The sequence below is a fragment of the Microbacterium halophytorum genome (genome assembly GCF_002970975.1).
Taxonomy (GTDB): domain Bacteria; phylum Actinomycetota; class Actinomycetes; order Actinomycetales; family Microbacteriaceae; genus Microbacterium; species Microbacterium halophytorum.
The window spans coordinates 247751-264677 of record NZ_PNFA01000006.1 but is presented as its reverse complement, the minus strand read 5'-3'; the positions used below and the strand labels follow the sequence as shown (position 1 = coordinate 264677).

Sequence of the window (16927 nt, the reverse complement as noted above, 5' to 3'; positions counted from 1 at the left end):
CCGAAGGTCATCAGAGAGGCGACGATCACGGCTGCGAGCGACTTCCTCCCTCGCCTGCCGGATGCGCGTCGGCTCCGACCGGTCGTCACCTCCTCGTCGCGATCCGGGCCGCGAAGGCTCCATCTTTCGTTGTCGTGCACGTGATTCCTCTCCCCTGGTCACGAGGCCCACCCGAGCCCTGCGACGTCGATGGCTGCGAGGGACGCGCGGTCGCCACGGGCATGACGATGCAGGGCACCCAGGACAACTGTGCTGAAGCACCGGCTCTGCGCGACGACCCGCGACCGTGGCCGCAGGACGCGTCGCATTGCCTCCCTCATCGTCGAGCTAAGTGCCCGGAGTATTCCGGCTGATCACCCCGCGGGCACTTGACCCCCACGCGCGGTCAGCCGGATCGGAAATGACCCCCCTTGGAGGTCAGAGGAGCCGCACCACACGCTCCGCGCGGACCCGCTTCGCCGAGCGCGCACGCGGTCTGCTGCCGGTGCTGGAGCGCTCGATGGCTCCGCCGCAGTCACGCAATGCTCGGGTCATGCCTCGGGAGGTATCCGTCCCGAGCCGCCGCTCTGATGAGCTCCTGCCTGGTGGAAGCAGGGCGGTCGAGCGCCGCGTACTTCTCGCGCACGCGCTGCAGATACTTCTTCGCGGTACCCGGCTTGACGCCGATCGAGGCGGCGACGGAGTCGACTGACAGGCCCGACGCGTAGAGGACGAGCGCGCGCTCTTCCTGATCGCTGAGTTTGGGCTGCTTCGGATCGTGCGCGATCAGAACGGCCAGCTCCGGTGACACCCACCACTGTCCCGCGAGCGTGGCCCGCAGCCCGGCGAGGACGCTCGTCTCATTGTCGCGCTTGCCGATGACGCCGCTGGCTCCGGCCCTGATCATCTGCCGGGCGAGCGGCGGCGATGCGAGCCCTGAGAACAGGACGACGCGGATCCCGGCCGCCACCAGCCCTCGCACCGTCGCCGGGTTCGCGTCCGGACCGCGCTCGACCATGAGATCGAGCAGCGCGAGGTGGGGCTTGGACAACCGATCAGCCGATTGCAACCACGCCTCGAATGAAGGCAGGTCATCGCCGTCGTACACGACGGTCATATCCGGCTGAGCCTTGATCAACGCCGTCGCATACCGGCGTTGCAGCAGATGGTCCTCGACCACCGCAATACGGTACATATATCCCCTTGCTCCGGCCGCTGTACAGCACAGCGGCAGCCCACATCCCCCATTGAGCACCCCGTGCGGATCGGCCGCACGGGGGCCCAGTTGCACGTATTCCAGCATACGAACGGCCCGCGAAGGTGAAGCGCCTGTCAGCCGGCGGTATCGGTGCGCCTGGGGCCCGGGGTCGCCCCCATGCGCGGGCGACGCCGACCTCGGCCGACGTGCGGATGTTCGTGCGCCGCTACGCTCCGGACGCCCGCAGCGCGGGCGACGCCGACCTCGGCCGACGTGCGGATGTTCGTGCGCCGCTACGCTCCGGACGCCCGCAGCGCGGGCACGATCCGGGTCAGCATCAGGGGCGCGAACTCGGCGCCGAGCTCGCCGTCGAGGTCGGCCCACCGGATCTCCTCGATCTCGGCCGCCGGCGCATTGACGACCACGGGCGGGTGCACGAACACATCGGCGGTGACGTCGAACCCTGCCTCGTTCGCCGCCGGTGCCGTGAACGTGCCGAGCTCGGTCATCCGGGCCCTGTCGAGCTCGACGCCGAGCTCTTCGCGGATCTCGCGGACCGCCGCGTCGAGCGCGCTCTCCCCCGGCTCCGGTTTGCCGCCCGGCTGCATGAACATGCTCGTGCCCCGTTTGCGCACCGTGAGGAGATGCCCCGTCTCGGGATGCCGCAGCACGACCGCGCTCACGCGGATGATCCGGTTCTCGTCGTCGATCATCGGCCGCCCTCGAACGTCGTCGTTCCCGAAGAGTCGAGCGCGGCAGCGATGCGGTCGCGCATCTCGGCGGCGAGGCCCGCACCGTCGAGCTCCGCGATCGGGTGCCACCAGGCCCGCGCGTTCTCGCCGTCGGCGGGGTGGGGCTCACCCGAGACGTAGGCGCAGCGGAAGGCGAGGTCGAGGTACTGCGCGCGGGCGCCGTTGACGTGCGTCATCGGCGGGAGCGAGCGCACGCGAGAGAGCCCCGTCGCCTCGGCGGTGATGCCGGTCTCCTCCGCGACCTCGCGCACGGCCGCATCCGCCGGCTGTTCGCCGGGGTCGACGATCCCCGTGACCGGTGTCACCTTGCCGTTGTCAGCCCGCTCGACCAGGAGCACCTCGTCACCGCGCACGACGACGGCGGTCACGCCGATGAGCCACAGCGGATCCTGCCCGATCTTCTCGCGCAGACGGAGGATGAAATCGGGCGTCGGCATGGGGCCCATCGTACGCAGGCGACCCGAACGTCGGGTTGGGGCCGCCTGCGTACGATCGCGATTCCTCCTCGCTCGAACAGATCCCTCGCGCGCCTACTTCACGGTCAGCACGACGCGCTGGTAGCGCGTGAGCGACGGTTCGCCGTCGTCGGTGACTTCGAGGATCATGTGGATCGTGTCACCGGTATCCGCGTCCTCCGGAACTGTGAAACGAAGCTTCGCACCGTCGCTCCCCTCCGGCTCGAACTCCCCGTCATAGGTCCCCGCTTCGGCGTAGTTCCACCACTTCGCCGTCACAGCGTCGCCATCCGGATCGCTCGCGCGACCCGGGATCGTGACCTTCGCTCCGGGCTTGCGTGAGACGTCGAGCAGACCGGCAGGAACGCTCGCCTCCGGTGCGTGGTTGGCATCGGAGTATTCCGAGGTGACAGACCACTGCATGCGGGCCGCGAAGTCGAGCTGGAAGTCCTCGAACCAGCGGCCGGCGGCGTAGTCGGCGCGCGGTTCTCCGTCGGGACCGATGTCCATGACGCCTCGGTTCCGCCACTGATACGGGTCATCGGGGTTCAGCGCCTGGCGGCCACCCCATCCGCCCCAGCCAGGGTCCGCGAAGTTCCGGAGGCCGTTGTCGAGCAGCAGCGCCCAGTTCGACGAATCGCCCTCCGAGATCCATGCACCCTGCGGCTGCGGCGGGGTCCATACGGCGTAGCCCATGTCGCGCAGTTCGTCGGCGGTGTAACCGGACAGCCCGAAGTAGTCCTCGTCGTCGAAGCCGTCCGCCATCTGTTTGCCGTCGCCCCAGACGCGATATGCATCACCGATCGGACCAACGTCTGAGATATTCGTCTTCATCCAGTCCGGTTCGAGATACTTCTGCCACTCGGGCAGTGCCGACGAGCGCGCCCCGTACCCCCAGATGCTGGTCGAGACTTCGCGATGCTCGAGCTCCGGCCAGTTCGGCCGGATGTAGTCGACGAACGTCGTGTCCTGCTGTCCCCAGCTCGTCAGGACCGCCTTGTTCGAGACCTTCTCGTGGATGGCATCCCAATCGTCGGTGCCCTCGTACTCCTCCTGGATCGACTTCAGCGCGCGGGCGATCGTGTTCGCTCCTCCCCACGCCTGCAGGAACACCTGACCGGGCTCGTCGTCCAGCAGGATCCGCTTGATGTGATCGGAGCCCTCGGTGTCCACGCTCATCGCGCCGACGTCCGACACGTTCCCCCACCGGACGAGCGCGCGGAGTTCATCAGGGGCCGGATAGCCGGAGTCGTGGGCGGCCAGATTCGGGTACACCTTCTCGTACTGATCGACCGCGTCGTCGATGTGAAAACGCGCATCGGGCGCCGGCCACCGATGCGGCTCGACTCCCCGCTCTGGGTCGCCCGCGTAGTGGTGCTGGCTCGCGGAGTACACGAGTCCCGCGATGTTCAGGTCGTTGCTGTACAGCAGCATCCGCAGCATCGAGTTCAGATCGTCGAGCTCCGGATCGGTGGTGATGACGGTTCGCGGCGTCGCAACAGGTTGACCCTTCTCACTTGCCGTGACGCCGGGAGCGGCCTGGACCGCGGCTGCGGGGTCCGGAACGGCAGCGGCCGGGGCGGCGGCCAGCAGCGGTGCCGCCAAGCAGGCCGCGCCCAACAGTGCCGTGGTCGCTGCCCGTTGGTGTCGGCGGTGGGTGTGGTTCAGCTTCATTCGTCTCACTCCTTCGTGATGTGTGCCGATGAGGTGGGTACGGCATCGGATCGGCCCGGCGGAACGCGTTCCGCCGGGCCGATCCGGTCACTCCTCCATACCGAAGAGCGTGTATTGGTCGGCGTTGTCGGCGTTGATCAGAATGCAGTCGATCGACTGCTTCTCCTCCGCGCCGGTCTCACCGGTGGTGATGAGGCTGTCTGCCTGTTCGACCGCGAGCTCGGCGATCAGCACGGCCGGCTGAAGGCCGGTGGCCAACAGCGTGCCGTCTTCGATCGCCGCGACGGCGTCGGGGCTGCCGTCGAAGCCGGCGATCGTGATGTCCTCGGTCAAGCCCGCCGCCTCGACCGCAGCCACCGCACCGAGCGCCATCGTGTCGTTGCCCGCGATGATGCCGACGATGTCGTCGTGGCTCTGCAGCAGCGTCTCGACCTTGTTGAAGGCCTCCTGCTGGTCCCAGTTCGCGGTCTCCTGAGCCGCGAGCTCGAACTCCGGGTACTGCGAGATCACGCTCGCGAACGCCTCAGAGCGCACACCCGCGTTCGTGTCGGACTCCTTGCCCGTCAGCTCGATGTACTTGCCGCCGTCCGGAATCGCCCCGACCCACTCCTGCGCCACGAGGGCGGCGCCCTGCGCGTTGTTCGCCACGATCTGTGCCGACGCGATGCCGGTCTCGTTGATCTCGCGGTCGATCAGGAACACCGGTACGCCGGCGTCGACCGCCTTCTGAACCGGGCCGATCGAAGCATCGGCGCCCGCGTTGTCCAGGATGATCGCCTGGGCGTCGTTGCTGATCGCCGAGTCGATCAGTTCGCTCTGCTTGTTCGGGTCGTCGTCGTGCGAGGCGACGGACGTCTCGTAACCGAGTTCCTCGGCGGCTGCTGCCGCCGCGTCGGCCTCCGACTTGAAGAACGGATTGTCGTGGCTCGGCGTGATGATCGAGATCAAGCCCCCGCCTTCGCCTCCGCCGTCGGGCGCGGCGCCCCCACCGCCGCCGTCCGACGTGTCGGACCCGCAGCCGGTAAGGCCGATCGCCAGCGCGGCCGTGGCCGCCACTGCGAAGTAGGTTGTGCGTCGCATGATTTCTCCTTTGAATGGTGCGTGGTTGCCGGGTGTCAGGGTGTCGCGGGCGCCGGTTCCACCGGTTCCCGCTTGTTCGCGGCCGCGGCCGCGGAGTTCTTCGAGCGTTTGATGCGCTGCTGCGCCTGGTCGAGCATGACCGCCAGGATGATGACGGCGCCCTTGATCGCCATCTGCCAGAAGGTCGATACGCCGACGAGGACGAGTCCGTCGGAGAGGAACCCGATCACGAACGCCCCGATCAGGGCGCCGCGCACATTGCCCCGGCCGCCGCTGAGCGCCGCGCCGCCGATGACGACCGCCGCGATCGCGTTCAGCTCGAACGTCTCCCCCGTCTGGGGCGCCGCGCTCGTCAGCTCCGAGGCGATGATCAGGCCCGTCGTCGCGGCGCAGAACCCACTGATCATGTAGACCCGCAGCTTGACCTTGGTGGTCGGGACGCCGGAGAGCTCTGCCGCGCGGTCGTTGCCGCCCGTGGCGTACACCCAGCGCCCGAACGGGGTCTTGCGCAGGACGAGGAAGGCGACGACGGCGAACACCGCCATGATCCAGATCGACACCGGGATGCCCAGGATCTGGCCGCCTCCGATCAGCAGGAAGCCCTGGTTGCCGTTCTCCTCGGTTCCCCGCAGCCGTGGATACGTCGTTCCCGACGAGATCAGCATCGCCGCGCCGCGCACGACGTACATCATGCCGAGCGTCGCGATGAACGGCGCGACGTTGAATCTCGTCACGAGCACGCCGTTCACCCAGCCGCAGAACGTGCCGACGGCGAGGGAGATGATCACGACGAACCAGACCTGCGGATACACGACGATGTCGAGCAGCGTGAGCTGCCAGCCCTGCAGCATGGTGCCGGCGACGACGCCCGAGAGGCCGACGATGGACCCGATCGAGAGGTCGATGCCGCCCTTCAGGATGACGAAGAGCATTCCCAGCGCGAGGATCGCGTTGTAGGCGACGTGCTTGGTCATCGTGACCAGGTTGCTGAAAGTCAGGAACGAATCGCTCAGCAGCGCGAAGATCACGATCAGCGCCGCCAGCGCGATGAACGCGCGCCCCTCCAGCAGCAGTGCGCCGATGTCGATCTTCCTGCCCCGCCCGGTCGTCTGTGTGGCCTCAGTCATTGCCGTTTCCCGCCTCTTCCTCCTCCGGTGCCTCGCCAGAGGCGACCATGAGGTCTTCGCGTGTGGTCGTCCTCGGGTCGAACTCGGCGACGAAGCGCCCCTTCGACATGACGATGATCCGGTTCGACACCTGCAGTGCCTCGCCGACCTCGCTGGTCGCGAACAGCACGGCGAGCCCTCTGCGGGCCTCTCGTGCCATCAGGTTGAAGATCTCCGCCTTGGCGCCGACGTCGATGCCCCGCGACGGCTCGTCGAGCAGGATGATGTCCGGCGTCGTCATGAGGGCCTTCGCGATCACGACCTTCTGCTGATTGCCGCCCGACAGCGAGGTGATCGATGCCTTCGGGCCCGATGTCTTCACCCGTACGTCGGTGATCCCGCGCTCGACGGCCTCGCGCTCCGGCCCTCTGCGGAGGAAGCCGCGGGTCGTGAACGACAGGAGGCTCGCCAGCGAGGCGTTCTCCCCCACCGACATGCTCTGCACGAGACCGTCGCGCTGGCGGTCCTCCGGAGCGAGCATGATGCCGCCGGAGATCCTGTCGGCGACGCCCTCGGCGCCGAGCGTCCGTCCGTTCGCGACGACCGTGCCGCCCGCGATCGGCGTCCGCCCCGCGAGCGCCTCGAGCAGCTCGGTGCGCCCGGCACCCATGAGGCCGTACAGGCAGACCACTTCGCCCTCACGCACGTCGAGGTCGAGCCGGTCGACCGCGAGTCGCGCAGGGTTGGTCTGATCGGCGACGGTCACGCCGCGCAGAGAGAGCGCCACGTCGCCGAACTCCTCCAAGAGGTCGGGCGCGAGGTCGTCGGCGGCGCGTCCGACCATGTTCGAGATGATCCACTCGAGGTCGATGTCGCGCCGCTCCCCCTTCGCGACCAGGTCACCGTCGCGGAAGACCACGGCGTGGTCGCAGATCTCCAGTGCCTCTTCGAGGTGATGCGAGATGTACACGATCGCGACGCCCGCGTCGGTCAGCTCCCGGATGAGCGAGAACAGGACCTCCACTTCGCTCGCGCTGAGCGCCGAGGTGGGTTCGTCCATGATCAGCACGCGCGCGTCACCCGACAGGGCTCTGGCGATCTCGATGATCTGCTGCTGGCCGAGTCGCAGTTCGGAGACGGGTGCGGTCGGGTCGATGTCCGGTGCGATGCGGGCAAGCACTTCCCTGGCCTTGGCGGTCTCGGCCTTCTCGTCGACGAAGAGCCCGCGGAACCGGCGGTACTCGCGCCCCATGAAGATGTTGTCGCGCACGTTGAGGTTCGGCGCGAGGCTGAGCTCCTGATGGATGATCGCAATGCCGCGCGATGCCGCGTCGACCGTGTTCTCGAGCGACACGGGTGCTCCGTCGAGCTCGAGCGTGCCCGACGTGGGCTGCTCGACCCCGGAGAGGATCTTCATGAGCGTCGACTTGCCCGCACCGTTCTCACCGAACAGCACCGTCACTGTCCCTGCTCGGATGTCGAAGTCGACTCCCTTGAGCGCACGCGTCACACCGTAGGTCTTCGTGATGCCGCGCGCGGTCATCACGACCTGGTCGACGGCGGCGGGAGCGCTCACGGCGCCACCGCGAGGTCGACGGGGACGACGGAGACGAGCGCCGGGTTGATCCGTGTGAACGCGCCCGTGACCTCCACCGTCTCGCCCTCGGCGATCTCGATGTCGCTGAGCACGCCGTCACGCACCCGGTTGTTGAACTCGGTCGCGACCTCCTGATACTCGAGCTGGTTCGTGAAGTCATTGAACGAGACGGTGCCGGTCGCGTCCCGAAGCGCCGTCCCGTTGATCGCGGGCCCGACCTGCAGCTGCACCGTGACGTCATCCGGCACGCCCGCGACCGTGACGGGAACGATCGCCCCCTCTTGAGCGCCTGCCGTGCCGGTGAACGTGACGGGGAAGCTGTACGCATTTCCGGATGAACCGGACGAGTTGCCGTACTCCGCTTCGTCCCCGCCCGCGTCGAGCTCCTGGAGGAGCGTGGTCAGATCGACGGCGTCCTCTTCGATCTGCGGCACGATCTCGCTCTCGAATCGCTCATCCGCATACTCGGCGGGGCTGAACGCCGCCTCCTCCGCCGCACTGCTCACGTCGCTGATCGACCGATACGTAGTCGTCGCCGCCCCGACCGCCACAACGGCCAGGAATGCGACCGTTCCGATCATCCAGGGGCGGATCCGCGGGCGGCTATCGGGTGCTGCCATGGGTCATGGGCTCCTCTTCGAGCTTCCGTCGGCGCGCTTCCGCGCACGACATCTATCAACCGGTTGACCAAAACTAGCATGCAACCCGCGCCAGAGGAACCACGGATTCTGCAACGCTCCGGGAACGGCGGATGTCCGGCACCAGAGGTCCCGAGGACACACTGAACGTCGCTGGCTCCCGCGCGCCGAGCAGTTCGCGCGGAATCATCCCTGATCAGGGCCAGAGGCCTCAGGCTTCGACGGGGGCGCCCTCGGTGAGGCTGCGCAGGCGCTCGCTCGCCGTGATCATGTGCACCGCCATGGCGGACGCCGCGCCGTCGGGATCCGCCGCCTCGAGGGCGCCGGCTACGGCTTCGTGCTCCCGCACCGCGGTCTCGGCCTCCTCGACGGTATGCACGGCGCGATCCGCATACACCTGCAGAAGCGAGCGGACGACGTGCAGCAGATCGTGCAGCGTCCTGTTCCCCGCGGCATCGGCCAGGTCGAGATGGAACGCCAGATCCGCCTTCGCGAACGCCGCGAGGTCGTCGCCCGCGGCCCGCATACTGTCGACGTGACCGCGCAGCGCCGCCTTCTCGTCGTTCGTCGCACGCGTCGCGGCCAGTCGTGCGACGTAGATCTCGAGCCCGCTGCGCAGCTCGAGCAGCTCGGCCGTGTTGCGCTCGCCGATCAGGAGCCCCCAGCGCAGCGTCTGGGGCAGCAGCTCGCTCGCCTGGCCCCGCAGGAACGTGCCCGACCCCGGCCGCACGTCGACGATCCCGAGCATCTCAAGCGCCGCGAGGGCCTCCCGGACGGCCGATCGCCCCACCGCGAGCGAAGAGGCGAGCTGGCGCTCCGACGGCAGGCGTGTGCCCGGTTCGATCTGGCCGCTCGTGAACAGGTCCAACAGGCGGCGCGCGACCTCGCTCACGGGTGTTCCCGTCGGCATCGAGCCGAGCGCGTCGACGATCTGGTCCGAAGAGAAGGCATCCGATGCCATGGCCGTACCCATCTGTGAGAAACCCACCGCGCGCCGCCTCCCGGAGCCGGTGCCCCGAGCGTATCCCACATCCGAGATTCCTGGTCAACCGGTTGCTTGGACGGCAGGCCGAAGGCCCTTTCCAACGGTACCCCCGCGCGCGTCGACACCCGCATCTCCCTCCACACGCAATCACCGGGCCTTGCAATTGGTCAACCGGTTTGTCACACTGAGTCCATCTCCGCCGATGGCGACGAAGAACGGAAACGGCCCTGCTATGACCCGCTTGTGGAACGAGCCCGCGGACTTCGCGGACGAGATGATCGACGGTTTCGTCGCGGCCAACGCGCGCTCGGTGCGCCGCGTTCCGGGCGGGGTCGCCCGCTCGACCAGGACGCCCGACGGCCACGTCGCGCTCGTGATCGGCGGCGGCAGCGGTCACTACCCCGCGTTCGGCGGACTCGTCGGCCCCGGCCTCGCGCACGGCGCCGCGATGGGCAACCTCTTCGCCTCGCCCTCGACCCAGCAGGTGCTGTCGGTCGCCAAGGCCGCGGAGCGGGGCGGCGGCGTGCTGCTCGGCTACGGCAACTACGCCGGCGACGTGCTGAACTTCGACGCGGCGCAGGAGCAGCTCCGCGCCGCGGGCATCCCCTGCGAGTCGATCGCCGTGACCGATGACGTCTCGTCGGCGCCCGCCTCCGAGATCGACAAGCGCCGCGGCATCGCGGGCGACCTGACGGTGTTCCGCATCGCCGGCGCCGCTTCCGCGGCCGGCCTCCCCCTCGCCGAGGTCGCGCGGCTGGCGCGGCGCGCCAACGACCGCACCCGCTCGTTCGGCGTCGCCTTCACGGGCTGCACCCTCCCTGGCGCCGAGGCGCCGCTCTTCGAGGTCGCTGAGGGCACCATGGCCGTCGGGCTCGGCATCCACGGCGAACCGGGCCTCGACGCGACCGAGATCCCGACGGCCGACGCACTCGCCGAGCTGCTCGTCTCGAGCCTGCTGAACGAGCTGCCGGATGACGTGGCGGAGCTCCGGGGCGCTCGCGTCGTTCCCGTACTGAACGGGCTCGGCTCGCTGAAGTACGAGGAGATGTTCGTCGTGTACCGGCGCATCGCCCAGCTGCTCGACGAGGCCGGCCTCGTCGCCGTCGATCCGCACGTCGGCGAGTACTGCACAAGCTTCGACATGGCCGGCACGTCGCTCACGCTGCTCTGGCTCGATGACGAGCTCGAGGCCCTGTGGGGCACGGGGGTCGACACCCCCGCCTATCGCCGCGGCACCGCCGAGGCGGGCGAAGCCCTCACGGCCGACGAGCTCACCGCCGACACCGATGACGCGATCGGCGAGGCCGACGACACCTCCCGCGCCCTCGCCGCCGCAGTCGCCGCCTGGTTCGACGCCTGGGTCGGCACCATCGACGCCCACGCCGACGAGCTGGGCCGGATGGACCAGATCGCCGGCGACGGCGACCACGGCATCGGCATGCAGCGCGGCGTGCACGCCGCCCGAGACGCCGCACGCGACGCAGCGGCGCGCGGTGCGGGCGCCGGCACCGTGATCGCCCGTGCGGCGTACGCGTGGTCGGACAGGGCGGGCGGCACCTCCGGTGCGATCTGGGGGAACATCCTGAGCGCGGTCGCCGACCGCGTCGGCGACAACGGCGTTCCGGATGGCGCTGCGCTCGCGCTGGCCGTCTCCGACGCGTCCGAGCGGGTGCTCGCGTTCGGCGCCGTGCCCGGCGACAAAACGATGGTCGACGCGCTCGTGCCCCTGGCGGATGCGTTCGCCGCCGCCGTCGCGTCCGGCGCCGACGTCGCGTCGGCGTGGCGCGCGGCCTCGTCCGCCGCTGCCGCGGCGGCCGCGGCGACCGCCGACATGATTCCGAAGATGGGCCGCGCCCGCGCCCATCACGAGAAGGCCCTCGGCACCCCCGACCCCGGCGCGCACTCGCTCGCACTGCTGGCCTCGACACTGACGGAATGAGAGAAGGACGACACCATGGCTGACGCACTGCGCATCGTGATCGGCGGCGACGACGCCGGTTACGGCTACAAGGAGACCATCAAAATGGACCTCGAGCAGAACCCCGGCGTCGCGAGCGTCGTCGACGTGGGGGTCGCCGAGGACGGCCACACGCCGTACCCGACGGTCGCGATCGAGGCCGCCGAGCGCGTCGCGCGCGGCGAGGCCGACCGCGCGATCCTCATCTGCGGTACGGGCCTCGGCGTTGCGATCAGCGCCAACAAGGTGCCGGGCATCCGGGCCGTGACCGCGCACGACTCGTTCTCAGTCGAGCGCTCGGTGCTGTCGAACAACGCGCAGGTGCTCTGCATGGGCCAGCGCGTCGTCGGCATCGAGCTCGCCCGTCGCCTCGCGAAGGAGTGGCTGACCTACCGATTCGACGAGACGAGCGCATCGGCCGAGAAGGTCGCGGTGATCGGGAAGTACGAGTCGACGGGGTCCTGCTGACGATGTCGAGGGTGCGGGTCGGCGTGAGCCTGAAGATGTACTTCGGGCACGAGCGCGCCTCGGCGTGGTTCGGCGACGTCGCGGAGCGCGTGCGCGCGCACGCCGGCGTGATGTCGGGCGCCGTCGAGCTGTTCATCACGCCGACCTATCTCCAGGTCCTGCCCGCCGTCGACGCGTTCCGGGGCACCCCGGTGCGCGTCGGCGGGCAGGACGTCGCGGCCGAGGACTCCGGTGCCCACACGGGCGAGGTCTCGGCGGCCGAGCTCGCCGAGGTCGGCGCGTCGATCGCCGAGATCGGCCATGCAGAACGACGCCGGATGCACGGCGAGACCGACGAGGTCGTCGCGGCCAAGACGCGGGCGGCCCTGCGCCACGGCCTGACCCCCGTGCTCTGCATCGGCGAGGTCGATCGCCTCGCCCCGGCCGCCGCGGCCGAGGTCGCGGCCGAACAGCTGCGTCGCGCGCTCGCGGGCGCCGCGCCCGGCGCCGTCATCGCGGCCTACGAGCCCGTGTGGGCGATCGGGGCCCCCGAACCGGCCGGGCACGACCACATCCGGGGCGTCGCCCGCGCCCTGCGCGCGATGCTCGACGCCGACGCCGACAGGGCGGGCTCGGCCGTCATCTACGGCGGGGCCGCGGGGCCCGGCCTCATCACGGCCCTGGGCGACGACGTCGACGGCGTCTTCCTCGGCCGATTCGCCCACGACCCCGACGCGCTGGTGCGGGTGCTCGACGAGGCCGCGGAGCTGGCGGGGGCGCGGTCCGCATGATCGGCCTCGGCTCCTACGCCTACTTCTGGCGGCATTCCGCCCGCGTCGACGCACCCCTGACCCTCGCGGAGGAGTTCGAGGACGCCCGCCGCCTGGGCGTCGGGCTGTTCCAGATCTGCGACGACGCGCGGCTCGAGCGGATGGGCGACGCCGAGTTGCGCGACGCGGCCACCGCCGCGCGGGAGAACGCGATGACGATCGAACTCGGCACGAAGGGCGTCGCCCCGGAGCGTCTGGACCGCTTCCTGCGGCTCGCCGATGCCTTCGACGCGCGGCTCGTGCGCAGCATGGTCTACGGCCCCGGGTCCCGCCCCTCGCTCGGCGAGGCGGCCGGCTGGCTCGAACAGAGCGTCCGGATGTACGAAGCCGCGGGCGTCGAGCTCGCGCTCGAGACGTACGAGCAGCTGCCGACCTCCGACCTCGTCGGGCTCGTCGAACGGGTCGGAAGCGACGCGCTCGGCATCTGCCTCGACCCCGCGAACGTCGTCGCCCGGCTCGAGCAGCCGAGCGAATGCATCCGGAAGTCGGCGCCGCACGTGAAGAACGTGCACGCCAAGGACTTCGCCTTCGCCCGACAGGACGGCTGGGTCGGCTTCACCTACTCCGGCGCCCCGATGGGAACGGGCCTGCACGACTACCCCGCCCTGCTCGAAGCCGTCCGCCCCCGTGAGCGGGGCGCGAACGAGATCGTCGAGCACTGGCTGCCATGGCAGGGCGACGCGGCGACCACGATCACCGCCGAACGGGATTGGACCCGCACGGCACTGGACTACCTGAGGAGCACACCATGACAGAGACGCACCGCATCGCCGTGATCGGTGCCGGCGGCAAGATGGGCATGCGGGTGTCGGACAACCTCGTCCGCACCGCCCACGACGTGCGATACGTCGAGAACTCCCCCGCCGGGCGCGAGCGCGTGGCCGGGGCCGGCCGCACCCTCACCGAGGGCGCCGCCGCCGTGGCCGACGCCGACATCGTCGTGCTCGCGGTTCCCGACCTCGCCCTCGCCTCGGTCACCGCGGAGCTCGTGCCGCAGATGAAGGCGGGCGCCGTCTGCCTGACCCTCGACCCGGCCGCCGCGTACGCGGGGCTGCTCACCGAGCGCGACGACGTCGTCCAGGCCGTCGCACACCCGTGCCACCCGTCGATCTTCCTGCAGCGGGAGACGCCCGAGCAGTGGGCCGACACGTTCGGCGGCATCGCCGCGCCGCAGGACGCGATCGCGGCCGTCGAGAGCGATGACCCCGCCGCGAAGGCGCTCGTCGAGGAGACCGTTCGCGCGATCTACGCGCCGGTGATCGACGTGCACTTCGTCACGATCAAGCAGCTCGCCCAGCTCGAGCCGACCCTCGTCGAGACCGTCGCGTGCATGATCGGCGAGCTGCTCAACGAGGCGCTCCACGAGGCCGTCCACACGATGGGCGTGCCCGAGGCGGCGGCTCGGAGCATCATGTACGGTCACACGCAGGTGGCGCTCGCGAACGGCCTGCGCGGCGACAATCCGTTCAGCGACGCGTGCCTGATCGCGATGAAGTACGGCAGGGAGACGATCATCAAGGACGACTGGAAGAAGATCTTCCGCGACGACGAGCTCGACAAGAACCTCGCCGCGATGCTCCACCTCGAGCGGATCGAGCGCTGATGGCACGGCTCGAGAACAAGACCGCGCTCGTCACGGGTTCCGGATCCGGCATCGGCGAGGCCGTCGCCAAGCGGTTCGCCGCCGAGGGCGCCCGAGTCGTGATCGCCGACCGCGATGCGTCCGCGGCCGAGCGCGTCGCCGGCGAGATCGGCGCGGCGGCGCGGCCTTCGGCGGTCGACATCTCGCAGGAGGAGCAGGTATCGGCCGCGTTCGCCGAGCTGTCGGATGCCGGGTGGGCGCCGAACGTCGTCGTCGCGAACGCCGGCGTGCAGCTCTTCGGCCACGACGCGAAGGTCGCCGACCTCGACCTCGACACCTGGCGCCGCACCGTCGACATCAACCTGACGGGCACGTTCCTCACGGTCAAGCACGCCGTGCGGTCGATGCTCGCCTCGGGCGGCGGGTCGATCATCCTGACAGGCAGCCCCACCGGCGTGACGGGCGAGGGAAGCGACTTCACGGCGTACAGCACGACGAAGGCCGGCATCCACGGCATGGGCCGCACGGTCGCCGCCGCCTACGCGACCCAGGGCATCCGGGTCAACACCGTCGTGCCCTCGTACGTCGAAACGCCGCTCGTCGCCGCCATCAGCGGCGACCCGACCGAGCGCGCCGCGATCACGAGCCGCATCCCGATGGGCCGCCCCGCCACGCCGGATGACCTCACGGGCGTCATGACGTTCCTCGCGAGCGATGACAGCGCCTTCGCGACCGGCGCGATGTTCACCGTCGACGGCGGCATGACCAACCTCTAGCTCACGACCGACCCCGGGGCGGCGGGCCCGCGGTTCGCACCCCTCCAGGAGGCACCGCGATGGCGTGGATCCGCGAGACCGTCACCCCCTTCGCCCTCGGCGAATGGGCGTTCGAACTGCGCGACGACGAGGTCTCGCGCATCAGGTACCGGGGCATCGACGTGCTCCGCAGCGTGCGCGCCGTCGCCCGCGACCGCGATTGGGCGACGCCGCAGTGGGCGCTCGGCGACGTGCGGGAGGTGCCCGGCGGCATCCGGATGTCGCTGCGCACGACCCAGCTCGGCGCGGATCTCTACGCCTCCCTGGCGGCGACGGCCGATGGCGAGAGGCTCACGGTCGCGCTCGAGGCGACGAGCGCCGTCGAGTTCGACACCAACCGAACGGGCCTGATCGTGCTGCACCCTCCCGGCCTCGCGGGTGCGCCGCTGGCGGTCGGGCACGAGGACGGAACGCGCACGGACACCGCGTTCCCGCGGGAGATCTCGCCCCACCAGCCGGCCTTCGACATCCGGGAGCTGGGATGGGAGCACGGCGGCCTGGCGGTGCGCTGCGTGTTCGACGGCGACGTCTTCGAGATGGAGGACCAGCGCAACTGGTCCGATGCGTCGTTCAAGACGTACAGCCGCCCGCTGGCGCTGCCGTTCCCGTACCGGATCGGCGCGGGCGAGACCGTGCGACAGGCGGTCACCGTCACGGTCTCGGGCGCACCGGCCGACGCGCCGGCGATGAGCCCCTCGGCCGCGCGCGAGCGGAACGACCCCAGCCTCGCGGAGGCCCTCGGATTCGGCCCGACCGCGCCCTTTCCCGCGGTGTCCGTGGGCGCGTCGACCGCCCCTGGCGTCGGCCCGCGTGCCGAGCCGATCGGTTCCGACGTGCTCGTCGAGCTGGATCTCGGCTGGACCGGCTGGCCCGCGGCGCTGCGCCGCGCCGCGGCGAGCGGCCTGCCGCTCGACGTGCGGTTCGTGCTCCCGGAGACCTGCACGGGCGCGGCGGACGCGGGCCTTCGCGGGGCCCTGCGCGCGGCGGCCGGCGCCCTGCGGGGCCTGGACGTCGCGCGGGTCACGGCGTTCCGGCCTGCGGGGCACGAGGCGCAGCACGTCTCGGACACCGCAGCGATCTCCGCACTGCGCGAGGCCCTCGCCGGCGCGGGCATCGATGCACCCGTGATCGGCGGGGTCCGCAGCCATTTCACCGAGCTGAACCGCGAGCACCATCGCCTGCCCGAGGGCCTCGCCGGCATCGCCTTCAGCACGACGCCGACGTTCCATTCCTCCGAGACGCTCCAGGTCGAGCAGGCGGTCGCGATGCAGCGACTCGCCGCCCAGCAGGCCGTGCGCATCGCGGGCGGGGCGCCCGTGCACATCGGGCCGATCACGCTGCGCACCCACGTCAACAACGTCGCGACGACCGCTCCCCCGCGCCCGTCGTCCGACGACCTCGGCGAGGGGTACGGCCCGGAGCTGCTCGACGCCGACGACGAGCGGCAATCCGCCCCCGAGCTCGCCGCCTGGACGATCGCCTCGGCCGCGGCGCTCGGCGTGCCGGGCGTCGCGACGCTGAGCTTCTTCGAGGAATGGGGCCCGCGCGGCGTCCGAACGGCCACGGGCGATGAGCTGCCGGCGGCGGAGGCCGTCCGCGTTCTCGCGGGCTTCGGGGGGCTTCCTGCCTCGACCGCGCACAGCGTCGATGGTCTCGTCTGGGCGATCCGCACGAACGAGGGCGCGCTCCTGGCCAGCCTCGACGATGCCCCGCGAACGCTCGCCGTCGGCGCGCAGCGCCTCACCGTGCCCCCTCGCGGCTGGCTGCGCACGGCCTGACGCCCCCACGGGCGGAACGGCAGAGCCGCCGCCCCGGTGGGGGGCGACGGCTCT

Annotated in this window: 16 protein-coding genes; 7 read left to right on the top strand and 9 right to left on the bottom strand. The window is 70.4% G+C overall.

Translation table 11 applies throughout. From position 1 onward, the window contains the following. Positions 1-514: 514 nt before the first annotated feature. The 9 genes from C0010_RS08340 to C0010_RS08300 all read right to left on the bottom strand — a co-directional run bounded on the left by C0010_RS08340 (position 515) and on the right by C0010_RS08300 (position 9440). Positions 515-1282 carry a response regulator transcription factor gene (locus tag C0010_RS08340; RefSeq protein WP_158685385.1) on the bottom strand — a complete coding sequence of 256 codons (768 nt, stop codon included), beginning with the start codon at positions 1280-1282 and terminating at the stop codon, positions 515-517. Positions 1283-1470: 188 nt separating this feature from the next. Further along, entirely contained in the window at positions 1471-1890 is a 420-nt protein-coding gene (locus tag C0010_RS08335) for an NUDIX hydrolase (protein ID WP_105566595.1), read from the bottom strand. Next, a complete protein-coding gene (locus tag C0010_RS08330; protein ID WP_105566594.1) occupies positions 1887-2366 on the bottom strand; it encodes an NUDIX hydrolase in 480 nt (159 codons plus the stop codon). The genes C0010_RS08335 and C0010_RS08330 overlap by 4 nt, the downstream gene beginning before the upstream one ends. A 93-nt stretch (positions 2367-2459) precedes the next feature. After that, complete coding sequence (locus tag C0010_RS08325; RefSeq protein ID WP_105566593.1) at positions 2460-4058, bottom strand: DUF1593 domain-containing protein; 1599 nt, start codon at positions 4056-4058, stop codon at positions 2460-2462. Between the two features lie 87 nt (positions 4059-4145). Further along, on the bottom strand, positions 4146-5138 hold the full coding sequence (locus C0010_RS08320; protein ID WP_105566592.1) for a D-ribose ABC transporter substrate-binding protein: 993 nt from the start codon (positions 5136-5138) through the stop codon (positions 4146-4148). 35 nt (positions 5139-5173) lie between these two features. Next, a complete protein-coding gene (locus tag C0010_RS08315) occupies positions 5174-6265 on the bottom strand; it encodes an ABC transporter permease (protein WP_105566591.1) in 1092 nt (363 codons plus the stop codon). Then, on the bottom strand, positions 6258-7820 hold the full coding sequence (locus C0010_RS08310; protein WP_232531836.1) for a sugar ABC transporter ATP-binding protein: 1563 nt from the start codon (positions 7818-7820) through the stop codon (positions 6258-6260). The genes C0010_RS08315 and C0010_RS08310 overlap by 8 nt, the downstream gene beginning before the upstream one ends. Continuing rightward, on the bottom strand, positions 7817-8461 hold the full coding sequence (locus C0010_RS08305) for a DUF2291 family protein (RefSeq protein ID WP_105566590.1): 645 nt from the start codon (positions 8459-8461) through the stop codon (positions 7817-7819). Before C0010_RS08305 ends, C0010_RS08310 begins: the two co-directional genes overlap by 4 nt. Positions 8462-8690: 229 nt before the next feature. Next, positions 8691-9440, bottom strand: a complete 750-nt coding sequence (locus C0010_RS08300; RefSeq protein ID WP_105566589.1) for a FadR/GntR family transcriptional regulator — start codon at positions 9438-9440, stop codon at positions 8691-8693. A 256-nt stretch (positions 9441-9696) separates the two neighbouring features. Here C0010_RS08300 and C0010_RS08295 point away from each other — a divergent pair, with 256 nt between their 5' ends. The 7 genes from C0010_RS08295 to C0010_RS08265 are packed head-to-tail and all read left to right on the top strand — an operon-like array spanning position 9697 to position 16873. Beyond that, on the top strand, positions 9697-11403 hold the full coding sequence (locus C0010_RS08295; RefSeq protein WP_105566588.1) for a dihydroxyacetone kinase family protein: 1707 nt from the start codon (positions 9697-9699) through the stop codon (positions 11401-11403). A 15-nt stretch (positions 11404-11418) separates the two neighbouring features. Next, positions 11419-11889 carry a ribose-5-phosphate isomerase gene (locus C0010_RS08290; RefSeq protein WP_105566587.1) on the top strand — a complete coding sequence of 157 codons (471 nt, stop codon included), beginning with the start codon at positions 11419-11421 and terminating at the stop codon, positions 11887-11889. A 23-nt stretch (positions 11890-11912) separates the two neighbouring features. Next, positions 11913-12659 (top strand): triose-phosphate isomerase family protein, encoded by a 747-nt coding sequence (locus C0010_RS08285; RefSeq protein WP_232531835.1) that lies wholly within the window; start codon positions 11913-11915, stop codon positions 12657-12659. Next, positions 12656-13450: a sugar phosphate isomerase/epimerase family protein gene (locus C0010_RS08280; protein WP_105566585.1), complete on the top strand. Its 795-nt coding sequence runs from the start codon at positions 12656-12658 to the stop codon at positions 13448-13450. The genes C0010_RS08285 and C0010_RS08280 overlap by 4 nt, the downstream gene beginning before the upstream one ends. Continuing rightward, positions 13447-14301, top strand: a complete 855-nt coding sequence (locus C0010_RS08275; RefSeq protein ID WP_105566584.1) for a phosphogluconate dehydrogenase C-terminal domain-containing protein — start codon at positions 13447-13449, stop codon at positions 14299-14301. The genes C0010_RS08280 and C0010_RS08275 overlap by 4 nt, the downstream gene beginning before the upstream one ends. After that, positions 14301-15056, top strand: coding sequence for an SDR family NAD(P)-dependent oxidoreductase (locus tag C0010_RS08270; protein ID WP_105566583.1), 756 nt, complete (start codon positions 14301-14303; stop codon positions 15054-15056). Before C0010_RS08275 ends, C0010_RS08270 begins: the two co-directional genes overlap by 1 nt. Before the next feature lie 59 nt (positions 15057-15115). Continuing rightward, positions 15116-16873, top strand: coding sequence for a hypothetical protein (locus C0010_RS08265; protein ID WP_105566582.1), 1758 nt, complete (start codon positions 15116-15118; stop codon positions 16871-16873). The last annotated feature ends 54 nt before the right edge of the window (positions 16874-16927 follow it).

Bases quoted from the DNA above. Each gene is read 5' to 3' on its own strand.
- C0010_RS08340 (WP_158685385.1), bottom strand. From the start codon at position 1,282: ATGCTGGAATACGTGCAACTGGGCCCCCGTGCGGCCGATCCGCACGGG.
- C0010_RS08335 (WP_105566595.1), bottom strand. From the start codon at position 1,890: ATGATCGACGACGAGAACCGGATCATCCGCGTGAGCGCGGTCGTGCTG.
- C0010_RS08330 (WP_105566594.1), bottom strand. From the start codon at position 2,366: ATGCCGACGCCCGATTTCATCCTCCGTCTGCGCGAGAAGATCGGGCAG.
- C0010_RS08325 (WP_105566593.1), bottom strand. From the start codon at position 4,058: ATGAAGCTGAACCACACCCACCGCCGACACCAACGGGCAGCGACCACG.
- C0010_RS08320 (WP_105566592.1), bottom strand. From the start codon at position 5,138: ATGCGACGCACAACCTACTTCGCAGTGGCGGCCACGGCCGCGCTGGCG.
- C0010_RS08315 (WP_105566591.1), bottom strand. From the start codon at position 6,265: ATGACTGAGGCCACACAGACGACCGGGCGGGGCAGGAAGATCGACATC.
- C0010_RS08305 (WP_105566590.1), bottom strand. From the start codon at position 8,461: ATGGCAGCACCCGATAGCCGCCCGCGGATCCGCCCCTGGATGATCGGA.
- C0010_RS08300 (WP_105566589.1), bottom strand. From the start codon at position 9,440: ATGGCATCGGATGCCTTCTCTTCGGACCAGATCGTCGACGCGCTCGGC.
- C0010_RS08295 (WP_105566588.1), top strand. From the start codon at position 9,697: ATGACCCGCTTGTGGAACGAGCCCGCGGACTTCGCGGACGAGATGATC.
- C0010_RS08290 (WP_105566587.1), top strand. From the start codon at position 11,419: ATGGCTGACGCACTGCGCATCGTGATCGGCGGCGACGACGCCGGTTAC.
- C0010_RS08280 (WP_105566585.1), top strand. From the start codon at position 12,656: ATGATCGGCCTCGGCTCCTACGCCTACTTCTGGCGGCATTCCGCCCGC.
- C0010_RS08275 (WP_105566584.1), top strand. From the start codon at position 13,447: ATGACAGAGACGCACCGCATCGCCGTGATCGGTGCCGGCGGCAAGATG.
- C0010_RS08270 (WP_105566583.1), top strand. From the start codon at position 14,301: ATGGCACGGCTCGAGAACAAGACCGCGCTCGTCACGGGTTCCGGATCC.
- C0010_RS08265 (WP_105566582.1), top strand. From the start codon at position 15,116: ATGGCGTGGATCCGCGAGACCGTCACCCCCTTCGCCCTCGGCGAATGG.